Source organism: Anaerolactibacter massiliensis (assembly GCF_900290205.1).
Taxonomy (GTDB): Bacteria; Bacillota_I; Bacilli_A; order Erysipelotrichales; family Erysipelotrichaceae; genus Bulleidia; species Bulleidia intestinalis.
The window spans coordinates 271,176-297,316 of record NZ_OLMH01000003.1; the positions used below are offsets into that span (position 1 = coordinate 271,176).

Consider the following 26,141-nt stretch of genomic DNA (forward strand, 5'->3'; position numbering starts at 1 on the left):
AGCAGTGTTTCTAAGGGAAGGGCAGTATGAACGCATATAAGAGCAGAATCGAAATACGTCAGGCTGAACATATAGAAATTGCACGCTGGTTAATGCTCACATTAACAAGCGTGCAATACTGCAAGAAAACGTAAATAAAGATCACATAAGCAATCATTCTTCTAATGAATCTTAGGATTATTAGCTGTGGGAGTGTCAGAATCTAGGGTTTCTTCCATTGCATCGCGAAAAGAAGAATAGCGCTTATATTTCTCGGGATGCGCCTTCATTTCGTAATACTCATTCATTGCAGCCATTGTTTCTGCATTGGGATTTTCTCTTGTAACCGGAAAAGGAATACCCTGAACGCGCAGCGACTGCTTCAAAAAAATCGTTACAGCAGTAGAAAGATCCATTCCAAGGTCAGAGTAAAGCGCCTGACTGGCCTTCTTCAAATTTTCATCGAGACTGATATTTGTGCTTACTTTAGCCATATTATTCGCCTCCTTGACAGAATAAATATATCATAAATGTGCGCAAAATCAATATGTTATGCGCATATTATGCATATACTACGCATAAAAAGCAGGAGAATGCTATGGAAAGCAATATTTAAAACGGAAGCATTGCACCTAATACTTTCCTAGTCTTCGGGGTACCCTGGAGGATATAAGCGCAGAATTAAAATACGTCAGGAATAACATACAGCGTCAGCAAGCATTAAAGCAGCTAGTTCTGCAGACCGTCAGTAAGGAAGGAGGAACATACGACATGTCCCGTTTGAAGTCAGAGTCAGAGAAGCAGGCATATTCGCGTGCGCACTTAGGTGCACGTGCATTCCTGATGATGCATTATCTTTTTGAAGTGAATCGCTGCTGGGTGAAAGATCTCCGCCTGGTTGGGAGCACGCTTTCCGTTCATCGTCAGGATGTCAGCAAAACCTATCGGAATCTCCTGAAGGATGGGCTTCTGGAACTGCTCACCCCGGCGGATCCCTCAGAGCCCGACCGTGCCAGCATGCGCAACTGGATCGCTCCGGCCGATCCTTCCGACGTCCGCAATCCTTATCTCGTGGCGCATTTTACCCGGAAAGGCCTCGTCTGGCTGATTGAAAACACCGGCAGGTTCCAGGATCTTTCCCTCATGCCGCCGGGTGAGGAATACTATCAGAACTTCTATCGCGAAAAGGAGCACCGCTTCTCCCGCTCCGGGTTTGATGCCTACGTCCGCCAGCTGAAGCTCTCCCGTCTGGAGGCGGTCATGCTTGTCACAGGCGTGCATGTCTTCCCGTTTGACAAGCCTGAGCTCTATGATCTCTGGGGATGTCTTCCCTGGGTTCACGCTTCCGCAAACGGCTATGACAGCGATCACCCGCAGAATCTCCGCTATGACGGCTGGAGCAGGGAAGATGGCGAAGCACTCTGGAAGAAGCATCCGTGGGAAAACACACGGAATGACCTCTCCGGGTTCTTCTACTCCACACGGGAAGTCGCACGCTTTGTGGATCAGGTTGCTTCCGGGGTCTATGCGATCCCCTCGGACGGCTTTGCAAGAAACTCCATGCATGATGACCCCGATCATGATTTTGCGATGACCGGTTCCGACACCTTTCGCGGAACGCGATGCCTTGGCGTCTACATTTCTCCTGAAGCGGTCGTGATGTTCTATATGGGAACGCCGGGTGACAACCGGTTCCTCACGCTTTCCGGAAAGCTCGGTTTCGAGAACGTCCTGAAGGATCAGCTGGCACGCCTGTTCTTCGCCCATGATCCTGGCGCAAAGGACAAGGTTTCCGCGGTGTATCTTTCCGACACAGAAGCGATGGCCTACGCGATGACGATGGGCGTGACGAACGGAACCGTGAAGGTGAACGAAGCCCGCATTCTGGAGAACGGGGTGATCGATGAAGGTCTGGTGGAGAAAGCCCGGGCAAAATCCGAGAACACCCGCAGCATCACGAAGTCGCTTCTGACCGCAAGCACGGATCTCTTCACCCGCGTCTATGTCGTGCCGACCTCTCACCCCGGCGTGGACACCCTGAAGGACATCCTTGCAGTCGGCCACTCCGGCTATCAGGCGGCTTCAAAAGAAGTGCTTGCGAAACTCGGGGTCAGCGGGCCGACCTATGGACTTCTTGGTTCCTATGGCCAGATGATGGTCGGAGAAGGAAGCTATGCTCACCCTTCGCCGGTGATCTATATGCCGTTCTTTGAAGTCCGCCAGCTTGCCCAGATCTATGCAGTCCAGGAACATGGCGCCGGGGATTACGTGATCCTCTGCCATGACTGGATGGCGGATGCGGCTGCGCATGCGATCCGGAAGAAATGCCGCTTCCTTTCCCTGGACGCTCCTCTCGATCCGGAGCACTGCCGCTGGATCTTCCGCGAAAAAGGATCCGCAAACATCCCGGTTGCTTTGAGCAAAGAAGAACTGCGCAAGGTTTCTGCACTGAAGCAGGCATGGGAAAAGCGCGGGGGAACAGGAGAATTCCGGTTCTCCTTCCGCGAGCTTTCAATGCTGGATGCAGGGAAGATCGATGATCTGAATGAAGTGGAGCGGATCATTGAAGCCTGCCGCATCGAACAGCAAAAGATTCATGAAGCCGCAAAGGATGCGCATCGGTTTGACCATGAGGAGACAGAGGAGGACCAGCTCCGCAGGGAACCTGTCAGCATTCCGACCTATGGCTGGCATGGAAGCCGCGCTGGGAGTGACAGCTGGATCAGGCATCCTTCCTCCGACGCAAAGGGCACAGGAAAGAAGGTGTACATCTGGCTTTCGCCGAAGGACTACGAGCGGGCAAAGTCCGTCGCAGGATACATCCACATGCCAGTGACCGGATACCTCCAGCATCTTGCGGTGAATGGAGTTCAGGCGGATGAGAAGCGGAAGAATGAGGCCGTGCGCGACATTGCGGCAAGCAAGCGGCAGCTTTCGCTTGCAAAGGGGAGACGGTTTCCAAGTACCAGGGAAGAATGACGAGAAGACAGGAAGATTGCGAAAGCAGAACATAGGAAAAATGATGAATGCTGCTTCAGCAAAGGGCAACTGCATGCTTCGCACGGTGAATTGAAAAACTGAACGCAAGTTTTACGAAGTTATCGCAAGCTGTGTGTGACAAGGAATAGTGAGAGACCGGTTCTGAAGTAATTCCGGTCTCTTTTCGTGTGCCGGGCATGGCACGTATCTTGGTGGTGAAAGTCCACTGTGGGGGCGATGTCTGCCAACGCCAACCACTAGCCGAACGCCAAGGGTGTCCATCGTGAGGTGGAATCTGAAAGAAGGCATAGGCAAACCTCCGGTCTGAGGAACACGAATCGCATGAGGCAGTCCGAAGTAGGGCGAGTGTGCGAAACAACATAAACCCAATAGCTTGGCGGGAAGAAACTGAAGGATGTAAATGCGGCAGATGTATGGAGGGAAGGATGCGGGTCTTACCCCGGGAGGTCTCATGAACGCATACGTGAGGCGGAGAACGCCGCGCAGCGAAAGCGTAGTAACAACGAATTATGAGAAGTCAGCAGAAGCCATAGTAGGTGGAAACGCCGAAGGGCTGAACAAAACGAGACTTACAAGTTTTCATTGTCGTAGTCGGAAATCTCATAACATCCCGTGTTGAGCTAAAAAGGCTCTTAAGGATGGAAATCCGATGCGCGAAAGGAAGGAGGAAAGTCACAACATGGCAACGAAGCTCATGGAGGAAATCCTAAGTGAAGAAAATCTTGATGCGGCCCGAAAAGCGGTCAAGAGAAACAGAGGATCCTGCGGAGTTGACGGAATGAAGGTGGAGGAACTGGACGAATTCATTCAGGAGTCCGGGAAGGAAATCTGTGACAAAATAAGAAACAGAAAGTACAAACCACTCCCGGTCCGAAGAGTCCAGATACCGAAACCGGACGGAAGTAAACGGGACCTTGGAATTCCAAGTGTGAAAGATCGCTGGATTCAACAGGCGGTCTATCAGGTGCTGAGCCCGATCTTCGAGAAAGAATTCTCGGAGACAAGTTACGGGTTCAGACCGGGAAGACGGTGTGAAAACGCAATCATCAAAGCGCTTGAGTACATGAACGATGGCTATGACTGGATCGTTGATATGGACCTTTCCAAGTTTTTCGATAACGTCAACCAGGACATACTGATGATTTTGGTACATCATGTAATCCACGATCCGGACACAGAATCGCTCATACGGAAAATACTGCAGAGTGGAGTAATGGTGGAGGGAGTCTTTCAGGCAACCGACAGGGGAACTCCGCAGGGAGGCAACCTTAGCCCACTGCTCGCAAACATCTACTTGAACCAGTTCGATAAGGAACTGGAAAGACGCGGACTGCGATACACGAGGTATGCGGACGATGTCATTATCTGCGTGCATAGTGAAGTGGCCGCTAACCGGGTGATGAAATCGGTTGTCAACTGGCTTGAGAAACACCTGAAGGTGCAGGTGAACGCAACAAAAACAAAGGTATGCCGGCCGAATGAGATGAAATATCTCGGCTATAGTTTCTACAACAAGAATGGCTGGAAACCGAAACCACACCTGAAGTCGATCGAAAAGCTGAAGCAGAAACTAAAAGCAGCAACAAGCAGAAGCGAGCCAATGTCGATGGAGGAGAGAATTAGAAAGATCAATCCGATCATACGTGGATGGGTCAATTACTTCCGGATAGCTGACATGAAGAACTGGATGGAGACTGTCGACGGATGGCTGCGGATGCGAATAAGAATCTGCATATGGAAACAATGGAAGACGCCACAGAGAAGACGCTGGGGTCTAAGGAAGCTGGGAGTGCCGGAAGAGAGGGCCTATATGTGGTCGAACAGCCGCAAGGGATACGCGCGCGTCGCGTCAAGCCCAATCATGGCACGCACAGTTACGAAGCCCATACTAGCCAAAAAGGGTCTGCTATCGCTAGCAGACCAGTATGCGTCAGTGCATATCGCATGTTGTTAAGTTTTGAACCGCCGTATGCCGAACGGCACGTACGGTGGTGTGAGAGGTCGGAATTCTCATCATCTGGATGGGATTCCTCCTACTCGATTATGGATTTTCTGCCTGAAATGATAGGAAAAGTGTTCAAATACGTTACAATTTAAGCGCAGTAAAACCTGCCCTGCTGTGCCGATAAAATTCAGACACGGTCAGCGCAACGGGGAATAATGACGGATGCTCAGCCAGAACCTGCCATGATTTCAGTGCTTAGTGATTGGTGGTGCCGGTCAGATGATTATGAGGGAATCTCATACTTCATCGGTAGAATACGGTTATAAATCTTCTTGTACCGAGGACGTTTCTTCTTTGGATAAACGGAGTAGAAGAGATCATGATCCCTGAGAAACGAGAAGCTGACGTATTCGAGATCGAGAACCTGCGGATCAGGAAGAGGATCTACAAGAGCGAAAAAGCAGCCGCTCTCTCTGTGCCAGCTCATGATGTAAAAGTCGATATGAGCGGTGCAGTCCTGGATGTAGACGCTGACAGGAGATTCCTTCTCGTCTCCAGGCAATTCCTGCGGAGCATTCGTCATTATGACTTTGGTGATCTCAGGAAGGCTTACGGTGTATTTCATTACTCGATGCCTTCCTTTCTTCTGGAGTCACGATAAATTCTGACAAGGGAAGGGTCCAGAATTACATCCTTTCCCTGGATCTGATGAATGCGGAAACACTTTTCCGCAATGTCATCGCCATAGGCAAACGAGAACATTTCATAGGGAGTGTGGTCATTCAGCTTCTTCCTGCGCAGCGAATTTGTATGACTGAACGCAAGATCGAAGAAATCCTGGTCCAGATCATTGAATGAATGTCCCTTCGGAATGATTCTGCGGAAGACGGAATGCGTATTCTCACAGTTAGGCTTCTGGTATGGAGCACCAGGATCGCAGTAGAACACATAGACACCGAACTTCTCAATTTCTGACGGATTGGAAAATTCTGATCCATTATCCAGAAGCCATACAGCTGGCATCACTTTCTGGAATAGTTCCGCACCAAGAGATTCATACAGATGATTGACAATTGATGTAACAGATGCCGAATTGTTATGGTCTCTGAGAAAGGCAATCTGGAAGTCCCAGTTCGCCCATGTAAGTGTCAGAATGCATTTTCCTCCCTTTTTTCCTTCTACGCTGTCACCCTGCAGAACAGAAAAATCCGGGTGTTCTTCCATGAATTTCAGATAGTCTTCATAGGTTCTTCCGATCCGGCACTTCTTGTCAACTTTGACGATCTGTGCCTTTTTACTGCGAGGCTTCATGCGCACGGCACGGGGAAGATCAATCGGTCTTGCGGAGATCAGACCCTGATTGATCAGATTGTAGGCCTGCTTTTCGCTGATGGTGAAAACGTCCGGCTCATCGACAAAGATATGATGGACTGACTGCCCCATTTTCAGACGATCTGATAGAAGAGTATCAATCTCCTTCACCTCGTCCTCGGTCAATGTGAGACCAGAACGAGACTCCTTGCGGATTTCTCTGGCTTTCTTGTCCGCTTGATCGGCATAATACATGTACTTTTTCAGAGGACAGTACTTCTTCTTTATGCACTGATTGCATACATATGGCGGTGAATCCAGCTTCCTGCAGACTTCTTCTCCGTAGCTGCTGCATGCCTGATTGCAGTTCTGTTTTCTGCAATGATTGCATTTCTTGTCTCTGCAGATACCTGACTGACCAGGACAGATTCCGGATATTGAACAATCCCGGCGATGAATACATCTGTTGGTATGTCCGACTCCGTAAGTGTTTACGAGCGTGCGATACTGCTTTACTTCTCTGCCAACAGAAGAAGCAGACATTCCGAGTTCATCAGCTATTTTTGCAAAGGAAAGACCATCAGAGAGATTCTTCTGAAGCGTAATACGCTTATCCAGATCAAAACGACGATAAGCTGCCATAGACAGTTCCTCCAGTTCTATCGTTAGATGGCAGTAATCTGGCTGATATCTAAATGTTAAAGGAAGAACCGTTTCAGATCTACTTAATGCAAGCCCTTTATAACTTCTTGTTCAGACATACTTAATGCAATACTGGGGTTGCGTTAACTTTTACAAGTGAAGGCATGCTTCGCACCTTCTTCGGGAATGTTTCAGGAACGATAGAGCCATGATAGAATAGGGTCAGTTTCAGTTAAGGGTGGCAGTTGAGATGTCTAGACCGAAGAGAAAGAATTCAGAAGAACTCAGAAAACAGTATCAGAAACAATACGTTGATGAACATTACCGCGCATTCATGATCCGCTTCAGATATGACGAAGATGCTGATGTCATTGATTGGCTGAACAAGCAGAAGAACATCTCCGAATCCATTCGAAAGATTGTCCGCGCACAGCATTCCAGCAAATCAGACCAGCGCAGGGCCCAGGAAGATAAGGAGATTCTGACATGGCTGAAAACACAAGATGACGTCGGAGAAACCCTTCGCAAGGTTGCTCTCCGGGAAGCAAGGAAAGAAGCTAAGAAGGCTGGGAAGCTTTCTGCTGAAGGCAGCGAGAAAGTTGATCGGCGAAGGAAGAAAGTCACCGCGAAGAAGTAAAACTCTGCGTTCAAAGGATGCTGTCTTCTGTGTGGAGCAGGCATCCCGTGAACGCAGGGAGGCCGGGGCGGAAGCTGATCAGATCCCGGCGGACCGGATTCTTGCGGATCATACTTCGGGCAGTCTCGTGATGGACACCGAGGCGCAGCTGAACGAGTATTTTTCAGGGAAACGGCGCAGCTTTGATCTGCCGGTTCGCCCGGAAGGAACCGGGTTTCAGAAAAATGTATGGGAACATCTTTGCGATATTCCCTATGGTGTGACGCGAACCTATGGCGAGCTGGCAGAAATGACAGGAAATAAGAAGGCTTCGTGCGCTGTCGGAATGGCGAATCACTGCAATCCGATTCTGATTCTGATTCCATGTCACCGCGTGATCGGTGCAGATGGAAGTCTGAGCGGATATGCGGCGGGCATCGAGGCCAAGAAATATCTGCTGCAGATGGAACAAGAGTATTCCAAAGGAGTGAAGTAAATTCTCCTTTTGTCGCTAAGGAGGCCAACCTCTTCACCGGCACCGTGATGGACAATATCCGCTTCGGCACTCCTCAGGCGACGGATGAGCAGTGCATTGCGGCGGGGAAGCTTGTCAATGCGGACAGCTTCATCCAGATGCTGCCGCAGAAGTATGATACGGTGCTCATAGGCGACGGCAGCGGTCTGTCGCAGGGACAGCGTCAGCTGCTTTCCATTGCCAAAGCTGCGATCAGCGATCCGCCCGTCATGATCCTTGATGAAGCAACTTCATCGATTGATACGCGTACCGAAAAGATTGTTCAGGACGGTATGGACAATCTGATGAAGGGCAGAGCGGTATTCGGCATTGCCCACCGCCTGTCTACGGTTGGCAATGCCGATGTCATCATGGTTCTTGATCATGGAAGAATCATCGAGCGTGGCAGCCATGAGAAGCTCATGGCCAAAAAGGGCATGTACTACGGGCTTTATACCGGTGCCGTTGAGCTTTCCTGATTAATCTGATTTCCATTGTGTTTGTGACCTCTGAACCAGCCCAGCTGGTGCAGGGGTTTTCTTTTGTGCGTCGCATTTTCCTGCATGGCTTTTAGGGTTCGCGAAATAAACAGGTCCTGTTATGGAGGGAAAAATACATGAAATCCATGACAGATTGCGACGAACACGGCTTGACAGTTCCCCAAGGGAACGGGGGTAAGGTCAATAGCAGAGAATGCGAACAGATGATGAGTGTTCATGAAGTATGCGCCGCTTTCGGCATCACGAGAAAGAGACTGTATTTCTACGACAAAATCGATCTGCTGAAGCCGGCGGCACGTAAGGGAAAACAGCAGGAAAAGATGTATACCGACAGTTCCCTTGAACTGCTGAAACTGATACTCACCTATCAGGAGGCGGGTCTGACGCTGAAGGAAATCAGGACTCTGATCAATGAAGAGCAGGCGGATGAGGCAGCTGTCCTTCGGGGCGCCAGAAACCGTCTCATCCGTTCCAGAAACAGAATCGACACGCAGGTAATGAAACTGGATCAGCTCATTCAGAAGAAAGAGGGGGAAAATTTATGAAGCTTATCAAGATGGAATGCCCGTACTGCGGCGCAGAGCTGCAGGTCGAAGAGGGAAAGAAGATTGCGACATGTCCGTACTGCGGCAAGAACGTCGCGGTCGACGACGAAAAGAAGGAAACAATCGTTACCGTGAAAGATGAGGCGAAGCTTCAGGAAGCCAGCCTCAAACAGCAACAGTACCAGGACAGCCTGGAAGAGAAGAAGAAGGAGGCTGTCCGTGCCTTCCGTCACACCAAAGGATACAAGGCAATCATTTTCCTCATGATTCTTGCCATCATCGGCGGCGCCGCCGCATTATTCACCGGAAAGACGCTGGCACTTGTGATCGCGATTGCCCAGATCGCGCTGCTGGTGCTGGGACTGCTTTCGGGAGAGGATCGCGTCCCGGCACTTGCCAAGGTTCCGGAAGTGATCTTCATCGTTCTGGCTCTGGTTCTTGCGGTTCCGTATGCCACCACAGTAAAAGCAGAAAAGCAGGAGAAGCTTGTCTGGCCCGATACGGAGCTTTCCGCCCGTCTTCCGCAGCCGGATTCGAAGTATGGGTATGTAATTACCAGTGACGATGAGGAGCTGGATGTCGTTGTTCAGAAATTCGATGGTGAACAGTATCAGGCTTATGTCCGTGCCTGCAAAGACAAGGGATTCACGGTCGATGCAGAAAATGATACTGATTCCTATGCGGCGGCGGACCAGGATGGATACATTCTTAATGTTACGCAGAGTTCCGATTCCACCGTTGAGATTGAGCTTACGGCACCGGCTGACTATGAAGAGTTCACGTGGCCGATCAGTGATCTTGCGGCTAAGCTTCCGGAACCTCCTGTGACCCGCGGTAATATCCAGATCGATACATCCGACCATCTGATCATGACTGTTCCAGATATGGACGAAGATGCCTTCAAGGCCTATGCGGCAGCGGTAAAGGATGCCGGCTTTGATCAGGATTACAGAAACGATGATGATTACTTCAGCGGATCTTCAACCGATGGCGTTAGAGTTTACATACGAGGGGAAATGGGAAATGTGATGGAAATCGACGTGCAGGCAGAAGAAACACCTGCTGTCGAAGCGACGGAAGAAGCTGCCCCCACTCCAACATCAACGCCCGCCCCGACGGTGGAAGCGACGCCGACACCGGAAGCCACGGCAACAGCAGCCTCCGGCATCCGCCCGGAGTTCAAGGAGGCGATGGACAGCTATGCGGCGTTCTTCGATTCATACTGTGACTTCATGCGCAGCTATGACAAATCTGACCTGACGATGGCGGTAAAGTATGCCGAGTTCATGAGCAAGTACGCAGATGCGATGAACAAGCTGGATGCGGTGGATGAAAGCGAACTGACGCCGGAGGAAGATGACTATTACATTCAGACGATGGCGCACATCAATAATTCGCTGGCACAGCTGGCAACCGAGATTAACTGACATCATTAACAAACAAGGCCATGCGGACACAGATAACTTCTGTGCCTGCATGGCCTTTTGTTCTACTGCCAGCATTAGTGAAAATGGCCGGCTTTTCGCAGACGATTCACCAGCAATGGAAGAAGAATCAGCTGCAGAATGATACCGGGCAAAGCGTTGATGAATCCCCCGGAAAGAAACGCCTGAAAGGTAAAGTGATTCTCTCCTGTGCTGAGCAGCAGTGTCTCAGCAATTCCCCATATAATCCGCCCCGCCAGCATGCCGCAGAGAAGGGAAACATAGATTGCCTTGAGATCTTTCTTTTTCGCCCGACTGTAGAGCAGTCCCGTAACGGCACCGTATGCGGCAAGCTCGAAAGCCATCGCAATCGCATTTGGATACATTGCAGGCATGCCGAAGAGGACAATGCGCAGCAGCGGACACAGGAAACCGATCAGGGCAGCAGCTTCTGGCCCGCAGGTATATGCCGCCAGAAAGATCGGCCAGTGCATCGGCAGAAGTGTCGCACCGATGGTCGGAATCTGCAGTACAAGGAAGGGAAGAACCTGGCCAAGTGCAAGAAACATTGCCGATAATGTCAGCGTCTGAATTTTAGAGTTCATACTTTTCTTTTTTATCACAGAGAGAGGACAATACGAAGTCAAATACTCTCGTATATATTTTCACAATTCATAGTGGCATATTGTGCAATAATCAGAAAGAATCATGCTATATTGGCACTCAGATTCTCCTGGAACAATCGATATGAGATGGTTGCTCTTTTTATAAGACAGGCCATAGTTTCGCCACATGTGGTGAAATATAGAGGTGCAATGTCTAAAATCTCCGCTGAGTAAGCCTGCAGTCACCACCCTGCTGCAAATGACGATTTTTTGCATATTTTCCATTTAGCAGAGAAATGATCACCTTGGCGAAGATTATTGGAATCTATTGGTAAATAGTTATGGAATACTTATGCCGCTTACGTCCCAAGTACGTATTTTCACGTTGAACTACAGAGCTCAACGGGCTATACTTGAATTACGTATTTAAGCCGCTTACGTCCTAAGTACGTAATATCAGGAGGTGCCGATGATACAACGTGAACTTTATCTTCACCAACTTGTTTCCTATATGTGGGATGGCCAGATCAAAGTGATTACCGGGATCCGGCGGTGCGGAAAGTCCGTTCTTTTATTCGAACTGTTTCGTGACTATCTGCTGTCACAGGGGACGAGTGCTGAGAACATCATTACAATCGAACTTGATAAACGCAAAGATGTAAAATACCGCAGTCCGATTGCACTCAGCAGTATGGTCGAGGCAAAGATACAAAACAGTGCACAAGAGTACTATCTCTTTATTGATGAAATTCAGCTGTCTGTTTCCGTTCCGGATCCGGATCTGCCGGGCGAAAAGGTAACGATCTATGACATGCTGAATGAGCTGCGAGGATACAAAAATCTTGATGTGTATGTCACAGGAAGCAATTCAAGGATGCTGTCAAGCGACATCGTGACAGAATTTCGCGGCCGCTCTTCGCAGATCCATGTATATCCTCTTTCTTTTAGGGAATTTTTTGCCGCTGTGGGTGGAGATAAAAGAGATGCATTTGACCGCTATATGCTTTTTGGTGGGATGCCTTACCTTCTGAATCTGAAGGAAGACCGACAGCAAAAAGACTATCTGGCACAGCTGTTTAATGAGGTATATATCAAGGATATTGTTGAGCGCGAGGGAATTGAACGTCCTGATGTACTTTCTGATATCCTGGACTTTCTTGCGTCATCTGTCAGTTCCCTGACAAATCCCACCAATATTGCAAACACACTGAACAGTACAAAAAAAGCAAACATCACCCCAAAAACTGTTTCAAGTTACCTGGAATACCTGAAGAATGCTTTCCTGATCAGCGAAGCAAAACGCTGGGATATCAAGGGGAAACGATATTTTCAGTATCCGAACAAATATTATTACACAGATATCGGACTCCGTAATGCGCGAGTCAATTTCCGGCAATTTGATCCTGGTCATATCATGGAAAACATCCTGTACAATGAACTGATTATGCAGGGATATTCCGTTGATGTTGGTGTCGTCCTCGACAGGCGAAGAGATCAGAAGGTGCAAAAAGAAATTGATTTTGTTGTCAATCAAGGAGACAAAAAGGTATATATCCAATCAGCCTATGAAATGTCTCACACGGAAAAGACAACTAGTGAACTGGACTCTCTGCGACTGACGAATGATTTTTTTGAGAAAATCGTCATGCGTCGGGATATTCCGGCGTCATTTACGGATGAAAACGGCATTCGTCATATCAATGTACTGGATTTCCTGCTTGGCAAAGAAACGATCTTCTGATTTGTAAGACAGCCGAAAGTTGGTAGGATGAATCTTCTGGATGAAGGTGCGAGCATGGCAGCGGATCTGAATAGATTCAATGATGCGAGGAGAAATCAATTATGGCAGTAAGAAAAATTCACCTTCTATTAGACGCTTACCTTCTTTCAGATTCCACCTCACAACACTAAGGCGATTCCTCCCGATCACTGAAGTGACGGGCTTCCTCGCCTTAGTGTTGTGAAATATAGAGGTGCAATATCAAAAATCTCCGCTGAATAAGCCGACAGTCACCACCCTGCTGCAAATGACGATTTTTTTAATAATTTCTCGACTTTCTCTGGTACTTAATAACAGTCTCCCTTTGCAATTTGATCATTAGTTTTTTAACTTGATCATTTTTTATTATATGATCAAATTAAGTCTTGTCTTCAACCATATCATTTGTTAAATTAACTGTATCAAATAATGCAAAATGATCAAATAGAAGGGCTGAAATATGCGTGATTTCTCTTATCAAAATGAGTGGAAAAAACTGCTTACACCAAAAATCGTAAATTATCTGACTGCAATTCATGAATATAAGGGAAAACAGGAGCTGATCGCAACCAGGCATGCAGATGTTCTGCAGAATCTTGTTGAAATTGCTAGAATCCAAAGCACAGAAAGTTCGAACAAAATTGAAGGTATTTACACTTCGGACGAACGATTGAAGAAAATTGTTATGGATAAAACGACGCCTCATTCCAGAGACGAATGCGAGATTGCCGGATATCGGGATGTGTTGAATACGATCCATGAAAGCTATGAATACATTCCTATCAAACCGTCACTGTTATTACAGCTCCATCGAGATATGTATAAATTTGAAGAGACGAGAATCGGCGGCAGCTGGAAATCCTCTGACAACAGAATTGAAGAAGTGGATAAAGACGGAAATCGAAAAGTGAGATTTCAGCCTGTTTCAGCATTTGAGACACCAGAAGCAATGGAACAGTTATGCAAAGCATATCAAGAAATACTTTCAGACGCTCAGGTTGATCCACTGCTTGTGATCCCAATGTTCATTCTTGACTTCCTGTGCATCCATCCATTTCTCGATGGGAACGGCAGAATGAGCAGACTTCTTACGCTTCTCTTGCTCTATAAGAACGGATATTACGTTGGGAGATATATCAGTATAGAGAAACTTATAGAAACAACAAAAGATCAATATTACGATGCACTGCAGGCAAGCTCAGCAGGATGGCATGAAGGGGAAAATGATTATTCGCCATTTGTCGTGTATATGCTGGGTATCATAACGGCTGCGTACCGCGAGTTTATGGAACGCACTGCGCTTGTGGAAGAGCGAAAAGTTTCAAAGCCAGAACGTATTGAGGAGATGCTGCAGAAAAAACTAGGGACTTTTACAAAGACCGAGATACAAGAGGAATTCCCGAATATTGGTCAGGCAACGATACAAAGAACTCTCGCCAAGCTTCAGAAGGAAAATAAAATCATTAAACTCGGTGACGGTCGTTATACAAAGTACCGCTGGAATTGGGAAAACAAAGAGTAATCGTCTGTCTCCTGCAGCACCCTTCGATTTTTCCGTGGCTGCAATCTTTACCATGATGGAGAATTCCGATAGACGGAATTCTCTTTTCGTACCGTTGTGTTTGAATTAGTAGCGGCGCATTCCCCGTCTATAGCAGCGCAAGCTGTTTAGGCGGGGTTAGCCGCCCTTCTTCTGCCCGCAGGGCGGCGATAGCCTTCGTTATCGCGTTTTCCCTGTTCCTGGATATAGATTCTGACAGCCTCTTCGGTGGTTTCAGATACGGTGCTTAGGAAGTAGCTGTCAGACCAGAAAAGGTCTTTCCAGTAATACTTTTTCAATGCAGAAGAAAACTCTTTTCGTAACAGACGGGAAGTAACGGTTTTATAACTATTCACCAATTTAGAAAGCTGCGTCTGTGGAGAGGCTTCAAAAAGAAGATGCACATGATCCCTGTCTGTATTAATTTCCAGGATTCGGCATTTCCAATCGCCTTCTACCACTTCGCGGCTGATCTGAATCAGCCTGTTGGCGAGCTCCCCAGTAAGCACCGGATGTATGTATTTTGTAACTACAACCAAATGATACTGAAGCTTATAAATAGAATGCCTGTTCCTATGATATTCAGAGTAATAGTCCATATCTACACCTCCTTCTATTTAATCATACCACTAAAAGTGTTAAACTATATATAGGAGGAAGAAAATGCAGGTTGTCGGCAGCTATAGCGTACATGTCCGTGATGACCATGAGGCACTGAAACGAACAGCAGATCTCTTTTCGGATGCCGTCTCACATCTGGTGCATACCGCTCTTTCGAACTGGAACAATCTTTCTGATACAGACAGTTCGTTTGCGCGCCTGCGGATGATGGAGTGCATCATTCATTCCTCTGATGGCTTTGTATCACCTGATTCCTTCGATCATAAGTTTCCGAAGTTCCCGTCCTATTATCGCAGAGCCGCTATTATGCAGGCACTTGGTATCGTTTCTGCCTATCAGTCAGCTCTGAAGAACTGGAAGGCAAACGGCAGTAAGGGAGAGGCCCCGAAATTGGATTCCTGTAAGCACCGAATGCCTGCACTGTATCGCGGTAATACTTATAAGCCTGTGATCGATGAACAGACTGGCGAAGTGATGCCTTATGCGGCAAAGATCAAGGTGTTCCGCAATCATGACTGGGTATGGGATACCGTTCGTCTCTCTAAGACTGATATTGATTATCTTGACAAGAGAGGCAGAAGCGGAGATATCTCTGCTCCCGTACTGGAGAAGAAGCACGGCTGCTGGAAGCTGAGATTTGCAGTAACGGAAACTGTAGAATTGTCCGCAAAACCTGTATCGGAGCAGAAGATATGTGCTGTCGATTTAGGCGTAAATACAGATGCGGTATGCAGTGTCATGGACTCTAAGGGTACTGTCCTGGCGCATAAGTTCATTATGCGCGGAAGAGAAAAAGACTCTTTAAGCAATGCGCTGCATCGGGTGTCTGTATTCCAGTCTCTGCATGGATCACATGACTCCGGACGGCTCTGGAATATCGCAAAGCGAAGAAACAGGAATCTTGCACATCAGATTGCACGAGAGATTGTGAACTTTGCCATTGCGAATGAGTGCGATGTCATTGTCATGGAGCATCTTGATACGAAAGGCAGAAAGCGCGGCAGTAAGAAGCAGAAGCTAGCCATGTGGAAGCACGCTGACATTCAGAAAACCGTAGAAAGTCTTGCCCATCATTATGGATTTCGCATTTCCCATGTCAATGCATATGGAACCAGCCGTCTTGCGTATGACGGAACCGGACGTGTCAAGCGCGGGAGAGAAGTATCAGAAGATACTCCATATGACGTCTGTGTATTCAAAAGCGGAAAGATCTACAATTGCGACCTTTCCGCCAGCTACAACATCGGTGCCCGTTATTTTATCCGCGGGCTGTTAATGGAATCACCCGATCTTATGACAAAAGTCTCTGGGATCGGGAGTGGAACCCAAAGGACGTTAGCTGACCTATGGAAGATCAGCAGGGTCTTGTGCCCTCTGCTTTCTGCGACAGTCTGACCATCCCGACATAAGTCTGAGAAACGTTAGTACAGATGGGTGCATAAGCTTCGGCTTGTGTGCTGTGCTGATACCGTATCGTTTGTGCAGACGGAAATCTGAGGGCACACAAGCCCTTGGAAGCCCCGTCTATAGTGCGTTAGCACTTAGGCGGGGAGGTTCACGAAATCCTTTGCCGCACGAGACATACTTAATGGGCAGATTATTCCTGAATCGGATGATTATGACCCTGAAGAGTATTACGGCCAAGGAATGTTCTGATCTCTGTATAACTGCGGGCTGTCTAGAAAAGGGCAGCCTTTCTTTCATTTTTTTGATCCGGGCAAACAACTTCAATGAATTGCTCGTATGGTGCTCCGGGGTCTTCAAAAAGAGGTTATTAAGCCGCTGATCGGATACATTCATTACGAGACACCGGAAGAAGAGCAGAACTTTGCGACACTTCTGGAGATGCTCAATTCGATGGATGTCCGGGAAGATGATGAAGAGTGCCAGAACCCGGTGGATATCCTTTTTGAGCGGCTGAAAGAGAAGAACCCAAATCATTTTGCAGTAAGACAATATGTGAAGTTCAAGATGGCTGCCGGCAAGACCCTGAAAAGTATACTTGTCAGCTGCGGCGCAAGACTTGCTCCATTTGATATTCAGGAAGTCCGGGATATCACCATGTACGATGAACTGGAGCTTGATACGCTGGGAGACAGGAAAACAGCGCTTTTCCTGATCATGTCGGATACCGATGCCACATTTAACTTTTTGATCGCTATGATCTATACGCAGATGTTCAACCTGCTCTGTGAGAAGGCGGATGATGTCTACGGAGGACGCCTGCCGGTGCATGTGCGGTGTCTCATTGATGAGGCTGCCAACATCGGTCAGATCCCAAATCTGGAAAAGCTTGTGGCAACGATCCGCAGCCGTGAGATCTCTGCCTGTCTGGTGCTGCAGGCGCAGTCGCAGCTCAAGGCGATCTACAAGGACAACGCAGATACGATCATCGGCAACATGGATTCGCGGATCTTCCTTGGCGGCACGGAACCAACAACGCTGAAGGAGCTGAATCAGGCACTCGGCAAGGAGACGATCGATACCTACAACACCGGAGAGAACCGGGGACGGGAGCTGTCGCACAGCCTGAACTATCAGAAGCTGGGACATGATCTTCTGTTCGTTGATGAACTCGCGGTGCTGGATGGATCCAAGTGCATTTTGCAGCTCAGAGGTGTCCGGCCATTCCTGTCATCCAAGTATGACCTGACGAAGCATCCGAACTATTACCTGACTGGGGACTGCGACAAGAAGAACCTGTTCGACATCGAGAAGTTCCTGAACCGGCAAATGAAACTGAAGCCGGACGAGAAATACGAGGTGGTGAACGGAGATCTTGCAGCAAATCGTCTGTGCATTGTTAATGGCAAATCTTAAGGTGCCAGATGGGCACCTTAAGATGCATGAGGGCACTATGGATAAAGAAATCGTCGCAGAAGGAAAGCTGGCAATTCAGATTGACACCAGACCGATGTTCTGATCAAAAGGTTGTTATCAAAGTTTTTTATTGTAATGTCACCTTGAGGTCGCAACCACTTGAGGTCGCAAATTGCGACCTCAAGTTTTAAGAAGGACAGGTAATGAGCAAAATTAAATCCGAGAAAGCTGTCGACTTGGCTGTCATAAAGAGCGAGAGCGAAATCCGACGAATGATTTATATCGTCAGAAATCAGCAGGTAATGCTGGATTCCGATCAGCTTCCCAACACGCTGAGAGTCAGATAACCTATCAAAGATAATCCTCCCGTCACATCTATGTCCGCCTTTTCAGACTTTGGTATGCCGGGGTTAATACTATGCAGACCTATTGACGCTTACTTTGGAGCTACCAGCTTTGTTCACCCACCTTCACTGCAGAAGACTCAAAGACTTTCGGAAAACAGATAAATAATTGAAAAATGATTGCTATATTTGCTGTTAGGAGGTGAGCATAATGAATGCAAAGATACTGATTGCTGACGATGAAAGCGATATTGTTTCCATGCTTGGTAGTTTTTTTGAGAGCAAGGGCTTTCGTGTACTGCCCGCTTTCAATGGCGCGGAAGCACTAAAGCAAGTGGAAAAGCAGCCGGATATTATTTTGCTTGACATCAATATGCCCGGAACAGACGGGTTAGAAGTTTGCAAGCGTATCCGCGATCACATATCCTGCCCGATCCTTTTTCTGACTGCTCGGATTGAAGATGCAGACAAGGTAAAAGGCTTTGCCGTTGGCGGTGATGATTATATTGTGAAGCCCTTTTCCCTCGTAGAGCTTGAAGCACGGGTGCGCGCTCATCTGCGTCGGGAAGCACGACACAATTTTGAAGCACAAGTCAAGTTTTCCGGTGATTTAACGATTGACTATTCAGAACGTTGCGTGTTCTTTGGCGATAAGCGTGTCGATCTTGCAAAAAAGGAATTTGATATTGTGGAACTGCTTTCTCAAAATCCAGGACAGGTCTTTGATAAAGAACGGATTTATGAGCGTATTTGGGGTTATGACAGCGAGGGCGACAGCAGCGTTGTGGCAGAGCATATCCGCAGGATACGTACTAAAATTGCTGCATATACCGACCATATATATGTTGAAACGGTTTGGGGGTGTGGATACAAATGGGTCAAGTAAATTGCCGCAAGCACTATTTATCTCTCCAAAAAAGCCTTGTTCTCTATGTAATTGCCTTTGTTGTACTCGCAGTCTTTCTATCCGTAACGACTTTTTCGATCTGTGGTAGTGCTGCCGAAGGTATCAGAGCATCTTATCCCCCATCCGGCGAAAAATATTATTTGACGAATGAGCAGGGGGAACAGTTGGGTGACGGCGCTTACATCGGGATAGTGCCCGTCCCGATGTCTAAAGAGGACGAGCGTACAATTGCGCTACTGGAGAAACTTCCCATTGTTGCAACTCCTATCTATTCTGCATTCTGTATTATCGCCGCTGCGCTGCTGTTTTACAGAAACAGGCTGAAAAAGCCGCTTGCGGAACTGCGGACTGCTTCTGAAAAAATAGCGAACAATGACTTGGACTTTTCAATCGACTATGATAACAACGATGAATTGGGACAGCTTTGCGCGTCTTTTGAAATCATGCGGACAACCCTTGCGGACAATTTCTCTAAAATGTGGCGGCAAGTTGAAGAACGAAAAGCACTCAACACCGCTTTTGCTCACGATCTGCGTACTCCTCTAACAGTATTAAAAGGATATAACGAAATGCTGCAAGCCAGCGACAATTCCCAAACGAGGGAAACCGCCGCCACAATGGGAAAGCATATCTCTCGTATGGAAAGTTATGTGAGCAGCATGAGCAATCTTAGGCGTATGGAAGATACACAGCCAGAGTACAAGTTGATAGACTTGCGGACAGTGGCATCTTCTTTGTATGACAGCGCAAAAATCGTATGTGCGAAAAACGGAAAAAAATTAATTTTACAAAATGACATACCTGTTTCGCGGTTATCCCTTGATGGGTCCTTTGTTTCACAAGTGTGTAATAATCTGATCTCTAATGCAGTTCGGTATGCCCGGACTTCGGTAACAATCTCTTTTGCCTTGCGTGACAATGGTCTGCTGCTTTCCGTATCAGATGATGGAAAAGGGTTTGACAAAAGCGGTCTGCAAAAAGCTACCAGCCCATATTACACAGAGGAAAGCAACCATTCCGAGCATTTTGGACTTGGACTGTATATTTGTAAGCTGCTTTGTGAACACCACAACGGCTATTTGAAGATCGAAAATACTACAACCGGGGCAAAGGTATCCGCCTACTTCAAATCTCCAGCCTTGTAGATAAAAAGTAGATATCTCCTCTCTATACTCTCCATGAAAACACATGGAGAGTATTATTATTGCTCCCTATGGAGAAAGGAGCGTTTTTTATGGAATTAAAGACAATCGGTCTGACAAAAAAGTTCGGCTCTAAAACGGCTGTGAACGCCTTGAACATCACCTTGACAAATGGCGTTTACGGCTTACTGGGCGCAAATGGCGCAGGGAAAACAACGCTTATGCGTCTACTCTGCAATATCCAAAATCCTACTTCCGGGAAAATTCTGCTGAACGGAAAAAACATTTCTGGGCTTGGTGAACGCTATCGCAATCTTTTGGGTTACTTGCCCCAGCACTTCGGATATTACCCGGATTTTTCAGCGTTTGACTTTCTGCTCTATGTTTCTGCCCTAAAAGGGTTGGATGAGAAGACGGCGCGTAAGAAGTCAAAGGAGCTGCTGGAAGCAGTAGAATTATCGAGGGAAAGTAAGCACAAAATCAAAACCTTTTCCGGGGGCATGAAACAGCGTTTAGGGATTGCACAAGCCATGCTCAATGACCCCCGCATTTTGATTTTGGATGAGCCGACAGCGGGACTTGACCCAAAAGAGCGCGTCCGTTTCCGCAATTTGATCAGCGCCTTTTCCAAAGACCGCATTGTAATTCTGTCTACGCATATTGTTTCCGATGTGGAGTTTATTGCAGAGGAAATCATTATGATGAAATCCGGTCAGATCATTCATTTTGGAAATCCGCAGGAGATTACTTCTGAAATCGACGGTCAAGTATGGGAATGTACGGTTCCGACTGCCTATGCGGAAAAATACGCGGCTGCCTACAATACAAGCAATCTGCGTAACATCAGCGGAAATCAGACAATCTTACGGGTTATTGGAGATCGCCCGCCTATGGAAAATGTGGTAAGGGTGCAGCCTACTTTGGAAGATTTGTACCTGTTCTATTTCAAAGGGGGTTGTGAAGAATGAAAAAACTAATTCTTTTTGAACTGCGAAAAATATTTTCAAAGCGTTTATCTTTGATTGTTCTGGTTGGAATACTTCTGTTTTCTGTCTTGATTTCCTTTTCTACCTATCAAAACAAATTTGCTTTTGACGGTGTAAGTGCGGAAGGTTCAGGAAAAACGGCAGTAGAAATCGACAAGGAAATTGCCGCGAAATACGAGGGAATATTGACCGACGAAAAAGTACAGCAAATGATGAATGACTTTGCGCCGACCCATGATCTGCATGGTCTCAATGCGATGTACCTGTATCAAAACGCTACACAATCCGCCGCCTTTTCCCGATTTTCTGATAAAGAGGGAAATTGGAACGGATTAAGTGTTTCGGATGTGTTCGGTAATGAAGAAATCAAAATTGGCTATGTAGATGGTTGGCTTTCAACAAGTAAAAACATGGTGCGGGTTTTTATCGTACTTGCTCTTGCGGTTATCATCATGCTTGCTCCGATTTTCTCCGGCGAGTATGAAGGCGTTGACAATATCATATTGACAAGCAAATACGGCAAAACCAAATGCGCTACTGCAAAGGTAGCAGCAGGTATTCTTACCGCCATTCTCACTACCGCGCTGGTTGCGGCTTTTAACTTGCTTCTTGCTCTTATCTTATATGGAACGGAAGGGCTGGATTGTAGTATCCTATTCGCTCCCAGCGACTATGTAGAGGGGTTCATTCCTTTCAATATCACTTGTGGGACGTTGCTAAAATACCAAATCCTTTTGGCGTTTACCTGTACTCTCAGCGTAACGGGAATTACGCTACTTATATCTGCAATCAGTAAAAATCAGATTGTAGCTTTCGTTGCGTCTATGGCAATTTTTCTTTTTCCCGTTTTGCTGCCGATCACCGAAGTAAATCCATTGTTCCGATTGGTTGGACTTCTTCCAATCTATCATGTACTGGTCATTTCACTTCTGTCGGTGGAGCAAATGAATAACGGTATGCTGTATGCGATATGGGCCATCCCGGCAGCACTGCTCTTTTTGGGAGTTGGCGCCGTTTTCTCCTGCTGCGTATTTGCAAAGCACCAGGTTTCATAAGTTTTTGATACCAAATCGCTGACACTAGATTTGTATGAAATCAGTTATCTCGTTCGCACGCAGATTGGAGGTAAAAGATGACGTACGTCTTTGATGAGCATGGAGAACGACACCGATTCGATGCTTTTTGTAAAACTGTTCTACGTCATGAAGCCACAAATTATTTTCGAAAGTTGAACCGCCAAGGGAAACATATAGCTCAGTTTAGCGCCTTATCGCAGTCTGAATAAGGCAAACTCTATGCAGTTGATGAATACCCCAGCGAGAAGTTTGTATTTTCAGCGTTTGGTTATGTACTGTACCTTCGTGAAGAAATGGTGGCTGACGCTTTTTCCGGTCTGCCGGAGCCGGAACAAACTATTTTGATCCTGTATTGTGTGTTGGAACTTCCAGACAAAGAAGTGGGCAATTTTGTAGGGATGTCCCGCAGCGCCGTCCAGCGCCACAGGACAAAGGCATTAAATAAACTGCAAAAAAACTTGGAAGCCGAAGGAGTACGAAATTGATATGAAACAGGCAACTTTTAGCGGCAGGGTGCTTTTGCCGATGGACGTAATCAAAGCGGCTCGCGCCGGTGATCCATTAGCATTGCGACAAGAAGAACCTGTTTGACATTGAGAAGTACCTTAATCGACAGATGAAGTTGAAGCTGGGCGAGGAATATGAGGTGGTGAATGGAGATCTTGCTGCAAATTAACTTTCATGGGCTATCTTATTAGATGCACTATGATGTCGTGAAATTGAGAAAAGTAAAAGCCAATTATCCGATGACATAATTCAATAATCTGAGAAGAAAACTCAACTAACTTTAGCAAACATCAAATACAAGTAGGATAGGAAGTTGATTTTGCCAGTGCAGTTTTCAGGCAATACGCTGCTTTCAAAAAATTCTTGACTGCTCCCTCAGGGGGCAGCTTATGGTTTAGCTGGAGGTGATGCTTATGTATATCAATGAAGCCGCAAAATTATCTGGAACAACGAAAAAAGCGATTGAATACTATTGTCAGAAAGGATTGCTTGATCCTGCGATATCAGAGAATGGGTACAAATCCTTCTCTGCGGAAGATGTTGAAAAGCTGAAAAAGATTTCGCTTCTGCGAAGTCTTGGTGTATCTGTTGCTAATATCCCGAAACTGGTTAATAAAGGTGATAGTTTGGATTTTTGGAAAATCATTGATACTCAGCGGCGTGACCTGCAGAGAAGAAAAGAACAGAACGATCTTCTGAAAGAGCTGGCGTCATCTTTGGACTGGAATGCAGTGAAGCTTAAAGCAGCCGCGGCGGAATGCCGGGAATCTGTAATAGACCGCTTGATGATCGCCTTTCCGGGATTCTGGGGAAATTATTTATCGCTCCATTTCCGCGAATTTTTAATGAATCCGATCGAAACCGAAGAACAGGAGAATGCCTATCATGAAATCTGTGATTATCTTGATAGCGTACATATGGAAATCCCTGATGAATTAGAAGACTATCTGGATTCCTTGAATACTCTGGACAGTCAGGAAATCTTCTTGAATACAAGGGATGCTCTATCAGATGTCATAGATAATCCAGAAAACTGGCTGGTAAATCATAAAGAAATCATCGAGCGGTATCTTAAGTTTCAGGGTACTGAAGAATACCGAAATTCAGATGGAGCTAAGCTTAAGGAAGTGTTAAAGAGGTTCAATCAAGAGCAGGGATATAACAGCGTTTTCATTCCTGCAATGAGAAAACTTAGTCCTGCTTATGATGAATATGTTTTAAAGCTGCAGAAAGCGGATCAGGCCTTTTCACAACGTTATCAGCAATAAACAGGTTTATCATACCGAATAATGAGAATACCTAGATCCATACCTGGCTGCTATCTGTGCCGTTCATGTTGGACAAATGCGACAGTCCAAAGATGAGGGACGTCCAGATAGCACTGTGGCAGAGAGGGTGGTTTGTCTCTTTGTACCAGGCGCAGAAGGTATCTGCACCGATACCGCGGAATATTGTTTCTTCAAAGATGCCAGCAGTTAGGGCAATGAAGGTGTCACAAAGGATGGAAGAGATGTCTTGTTTCAGCAGTGCGGTGATATTTCCCGGTGCATCGAATAAATGGACCATGTACAGGACGACGAAGATGAGCAGGAATATGAGTGAGAAAGCAGGTGCCTGGAAGAAAGGATGTGCTTCTGTTAAGAGGTGTTTTCCTTTGTGAAAGTGGATAAACCAGAAATAGCACGCAAGAGCAAACAAAAATCTCCCGATGATGTAGCCGGTAAGGCCAAAGGTGCGGTACAGGAAGCTGCTGCCAAAGCCGTAGATAAAAAGCAGAGTGATAAACAGCAATAAGAGAAATTTTGGTTTGATCGAGTTTATGCGATTGTTAAACATCGGATAAGATGATTAAAGTATGGATAAAGCTGTTTTATGAACAGAAAGCGTTCAAACTGCTACGACGAAAAAGATCGTAGATTTTGAAGCTATGTAAAACTTGAGCAGGCACCAATCTAGAAGATATTTTATTCATGCAAAAAGCAGAATAGTGCATGTAGTGACCTACTCGGCTACAAGTAACCGAGCTTCGGAGCATCCGCTCCTCTCTTTTCTCGTGTTGCCAGACTGTCAGGGATGCGCTGCAGATCCACGAAGGATATGCCGTTCCATCACGCTGGAGTTATTCTATGCAGCCTTGCACTTTTGCTTGCATAGTGATTTCGAGCTAACCCCTCCGGCCCGGAGGTTCTGTAATGCCATGTTCAGCAGGTGCAGTAGACCCGTACCGCTTCGGTTTTGATATTCAGTGCCGCGTTTTCATCACGATCATGACGATGCCCGCAGACGGGGCATGTCCAGTCGCGAATGGAAAGATCCCTTGTCTTCTTATAGAGGCTTCCGCATTCATGACACATCTGGGAGCTGGGGAACCACTTGTCAACACGGATCAGCTTTTTGCCTTTCCGCTCCGCTTTGTATGCGAGCATCGCTGTGAAAGCTCCCCATCCCTTGTCGCCAACCGATTTGCCGTAGTTCAGCGACTGTGCCATCGCGCGCATATTCAGATCCTCAATTCCGATGATGTCATACACATTCGTCAGATCATTTGACAGCTTATGCAGAAAGTCAGTCCGCTGATTCTTGGTTTTCGAATACAGCTTTGCGACCTTCCGCCGCTGCTTCTGATAATTGGAAGATCCCTTCTTCATGTGCGACAGCTTTCGCTGCTCTCTGGCTAACCGTGCTTCTGCTTTGCGATACCATTCCGGTTCATCGATATGACGCTGTTCTGAGTCAACATACAGTCCATGCATTGACATATCCAGTCCGATTGCATTGTCAGGATCAATGTCATGCACGACAGGTTCTTTTGCATACTCATAGAGCAGAGAAACATAGTATTTCCCGCTGGGATCGCGGGAAATCGCTGCGCTCTTCAGCACACCGCCTCTCTTGATGGAGCGATGGTTAATGACGCGCACTTCTTCTTCCATCTTTGGAAGAGAAAGATACAGCTTTCCATTTTCCCAATGCACGGACGCATGATTTGTTGTATAGGAATCGTGATGGTCTGCTTTCTTCTTGAACTTCGGATGTCCGCTCTCATGATTGAAGAAGCGATGAAAAGACTGATCCAGATTGATCTGTGCATTCGCAAGTGCCAGGCTGTCAACTTCTTTGAGCCATGGGCAGCAGGACAATCCTTTATACCATGCGGGCGTAAGCTGAAGATTCTCTCTAAAATTCTGCCACGCATTGATTTTGTCAGCCAGCATGCGATTATAAAGCCAGCGCACTGCACCGAATGTCTTGGCAAAGTATTCTTCCTGTGCAGGCGAAAGAGCCCCCAGACGGAACTTATAAGCAACGCGGTCTTTTGTTTTGGAGGTGTGTTTTGTCCTTCTGAGAGACATGGGAA

Annotated in this window: 24 protein-coding genes and 1 pseudogene; 18 read left to right on the plus strand and 7 right to left on the minus strand. The window is 46.9% G+C overall.

Annotated features, from left to right (window positions below; translation table 11 throughout):
- Positions 1 to 161: 161 nt before the first annotated feature.
- A complete protein-coding gene (locus tag C7E00_RS15355; protein ID WP_105305190.1) occupies positions 162 to 473 on the minus strand; it encodes a type II toxin-antitoxin system RelB/DinJ family antitoxin in 312 nt (103 codons plus the stop codon).
- Between the two features lie 277 nt (positions 474 to 750).
- Between C7E00_RS15355 and C7E00_RS15360 the strand changes: the two genes are divergently transcribed.
- Both C7E00_RS15360 and ltrA read left to right on the plus strand, forming a co-directional pair.
- Positions 751 to 2,958 carry a hypothetical protein gene (locus tag C7E00_RS15360; protein ID WP_105305191.1) on the plus strand — a complete coding sequence of 736 codons (2,208 nt, stop codon included), beginning with the start codon at positions 751 to 753 and terminating at the stop codon, positions 2,956 to 2,958.
- A gap of 700 nt (positions 2,959 to 3,658) precedes the next feature.
- Complete coding sequence (gene ltrA, locus C7E00_RS15365; RefSeq protein ID WP_167836478.1) at positions 3,659 to 4,933, plus strand: group II intron reverse transcriptase/maturase; 1,275 nt, start codon at positions 3,659 to 3,661, stop codon at positions 4,931 to 4,933.
- Between the two features lie 274 nt (positions 4,934 to 5,207).
- Here ltrA and C7E00_RS15370 read toward each other — a convergent pair whose 3' ends face one another.
- Together C7E00_RS15370 and C7E00_RS15375 are read right to left on the minus strand one after the other, a co-directional pair.
- The gene (locus tag C7E00_RS15370) at positions 5,208 to 5,549 is read right to left on the minus strand and encodes a hypothetical protein (protein WP_105305192.1); all 342 of its coding nucleotides are present in this window, start codon (positions 5,547 to 5,549) and stop codon (positions 5,208 to 5,210) included.
- Positions 5,549 to 6,877 (minus strand): IS30 family transposase, encoded by a 1,329-nt coding sequence (locus tag C7E00_RS15375; protein WP_105304415.1) that lies wholly within the window; start codon positions 6,875 to 6,877, stop codon positions 5,549 to 5,551. The genes C7E00_RS15370 and C7E00_RS15375 overlap by 1 nt, the downstream gene beginning before the upstream one ends.
- A 250-nt stretch (positions 6,878 to 7,127) precedes the next feature.
- Here C7E00_RS15375 and C7E00_RS16420 point away from each other — a divergent pair, with 250 nt between their 5' ends.
- From C7E00_RS16420 to C7E00_RS15395, 5 genes and pseudogenes are all read left to right on the plus strand, one after another.
- The gene (locus C7E00_RS16420) at positions 7,128 to 7,514 is read left to right on the plus strand and encodes a hypothetical protein (protein WP_204378700.1); all 387 of its coding nucleotides are present in this window, start codon (positions 7,128 to 7,130) and stop codon (positions 7,512 to 7,514) included.
- A gap of 31 nt (positions 7,515 to 7,545) precedes the next feature.
- Positions 7,546 to 7,989: a methylated-DNA--[protein]-cysteine S-methyltransferase gene (locus C7E00_RS16425; RefSeq protein WP_239928588.1), complete on the plus strand. Its 444-nt coding sequence runs from the start codon at positions 7,546 to 7,548 to the stop codon at positions 7,987 to 7,989.
- Between the two features lie 29 nt (positions 7,990 to 8,018).
- Positions 8,019 to 8,486 (plus strand): annotated as a pseudogene (locus C7E00_RS15385) (ATP-binding cassette domain-containing protein); the annotation flags it as partial.
- Between the two features lie 137 nt (positions 8,487 to 8,623).
- Positions 8,624 to 9,052, plus strand: a complete 429-nt coding sequence (locus C7E00_RS15390; RefSeq protein ID WP_105305195.1) for a MerR family transcriptional regulator — start codon at positions 8,624 to 8,626, stop codon at positions 9,050 to 9,052.
- Positions 9,049 to 10,479, plus strand: a complete 1,431-nt coding sequence (locus tag C7E00_RS15395; protein WP_105305196.1) for a DUF6591 domain-containing protein — start codon at positions 9,049 to 9,051, stop codon at positions 10,477 to 10,479. Before C7E00_RS15390 ends, C7E00_RS15395 begins: the two co-directional genes overlap by 4 nt.
- Positions 10,480 to 10,553: 74 nt before the next feature.
- Here C7E00_RS15395 and C7E00_RS15400 read toward each other — a convergent pair whose 3' ends face one another.
- The gene (locus C7E00_RS15400) at positions 10,554 to 11,081 is read right to left on the minus strand and encodes an ECF transporter S component (protein WP_105305197.1); all 528 of its coding nucleotides are present in this window, start codon (positions 11,079 to 11,081) and stop codon (positions 10,554 to 10,556) included.
- Between the two features lie 469 nt (positions 11,082 to 11,550).
- Between C7E00_RS15400 and C7E00_RS15405 the strand changes: the two genes are divergently transcribed.
- A complete protein-coding gene (locus C7E00_RS15405) occupies positions 11,551 to 12,822 on the plus strand; it encodes an ATP-binding protein (protein ID WP_105305198.1) in 1,272 nt (423 codons plus the stop codon).
- 478 nt (positions 12,823 to 13,300) lie between these two features.
- Positions 13,301 to 14,362, plus strand: a complete 1,062-nt coding sequence (locus tag C7E00_RS15410; protein ID WP_105305199.1) for a Fic family protein — start codon at positions 13,301 to 13,303, stop codon at positions 14,360 to 14,362.
- Positions 14,363 to 14,508: 146 nt separating this feature from the next.
- Here C7E00_RS15410 and tnpA read toward each other — a convergent pair whose 3' ends face one another.
- Positions 14,509 to 14,979 (minus strand): IS200/IS605 family transposase, encoded by a 471-nt coding sequence (gene tnpA / locus C7E00_RS15415; protein ID WP_105305200.1) that lies wholly within the window; start codon positions 14,977 to 14,979, stop codon positions 14,509 to 14,511.
- Between the two features lie 64 nt (positions 14,980 to 15,043).
- On the opposite strand from tnpA, the gene C7E00_RS15420 reads away from it, so the two are divergent.
- The 9 genes from C7E00_RS15420 (at position 15,044) to C7E00_RS15460 (ending at position 24,051) form a co-directional block, all read left to right on the plus strand.
- Positions 15,044 to 16,396, plus strand: a complete 1,353-nt coding sequence (locus C7E00_RS15420; RefSeq protein WP_105305201.1) for an IS200/IS605 family accessory protein TnpB-related protein — start codon at positions 15,044 to 15,046, stop codon at positions 16,394 to 16,396.
- A 351-nt stretch (positions 16,397 to 16,747) separates the two neighbouring features.
- Positions 16,748 to 17,821: a VirD4-like conjugal transfer protein, CD1115 family gene (locus tag C7E00_RS15425; protein ID WP_476692369.1), complete on the plus strand. Its 1,074-nt coding sequence runs from the start codon at positions 16,748 to 16,750 to the stop codon at positions 17,819 to 17,821.
- 203 nt (positions 17,822 to 18,024) lie between these two features.
- Positions 18,025 to 18,168, plus strand: a complete 144-nt coding sequence (locus tag C7E00_RS16300; RefSeq protein ID WP_167836644.1) for a hypothetical protein — start codon at positions 18,025 to 18,027, stop codon at positions 18,166 to 18,168.
- A gap of 208 nt (positions 18,169 to 18,376) precedes the next feature.
- Complete coding sequence (locus tag C7E00_RS15430) at positions 18,377 to 19,051, plus strand: response regulator transcription factor (RefSeq protein WP_105305202.1); 675 nt, start codon at positions 18,377 to 18,379, stop codon at positions 19,049 to 19,051.
- Entirely contained in the window at positions 19,039 to 20,217 is a 1,179-nt protein-coding gene (locus tag C7E00_RS15435) for a sensor histidine kinase (RefSeq protein ID WP_105305203.1), read from the plus strand. Before C7E00_RS15430 ends, C7E00_RS15435 begins: the two co-directional genes overlap by 13 nt.
- A gap of 89 nt (positions 20,218 to 20,306) precedes the next feature.
- Positions 20,307 to 21,182 carry an ABC transporter ATP-binding protein gene (locus C7E00_RS15440; protein ID WP_105305293.1) on the plus strand — a complete coding sequence of 292 codons (876 nt, stop codon included), beginning with the start codon at positions 20,307 to 20,309 and terminating at the stop codon, positions 21,180 to 21,182.
- On the plus strand, positions 21,179 to 22,255 hold the full coding sequence (locus C7E00_RS15445; RefSeq protein WP_105305204.1) for an ABC transporter permease: 1,077 nt from the start codon (positions 21,179 to 21,181) through the stop codon (positions 22,253 to 22,255). The genes C7E00_RS15440 and C7E00_RS15445 overlap by 4 nt, the downstream gene beginning before the upstream one ends.
- Before the next feature lie 314 nt (positions 22,256 to 22,569).
- On the plus strand, positions 22,570 to 22,761 hold the full coding sequence (locus tag C7E00_RS16575) for a sigma factor-like helix-turn-helix DNA-binding protein (protein WP_239928589.1): 192 nt from the start codon (positions 22,570 to 22,572) through the stop codon (positions 22,759 to 22,761).
- A gap of 435 nt (positions 22,762 to 23,196) precedes the next feature.
- Positions 23,197 to 24,051, plus strand: a complete 855-nt coding sequence (locus tag C7E00_RS15460; RefSeq protein WP_167836645.1) for a MerR family transcriptional regulator — start codon at positions 23,197 to 23,199, stop codon at positions 24,049 to 24,051.
- A 31-nt stretch (positions 24,052 to 24,082) separates the two neighbouring features.
- On the opposite strand, the gene C7E00_RS15465 is transcribed toward C7E00_RS15460, so the two are convergent.
- Positions 24,083 to 24,619 carry a CPBP family glutamic-type intramembrane protease gene (locus tag C7E00_RS15465; protein WP_105305206.1) on the minus strand — a complete coding sequence of 179 codons (537 nt, stop codon included), beginning with the start codon at positions 24,617 to 24,619 and terminating at the stop codon, positions 24,083 to 24,085.
- Positions 24,620 to 24,984: 365 nt separating this feature from the next.
- A complete protein-coding gene (locus tag C7E00_RS15470; RefSeq protein WP_105305207.1) occupies positions 24,985 to 26,136 on the minus strand; it encodes an RNA-guided endonuclease TnpB family protein in 1,152 nt (383 codons plus the stop codon).
- Positions 26,137 to 26,141: the final 5 nt, after the last annotated feature.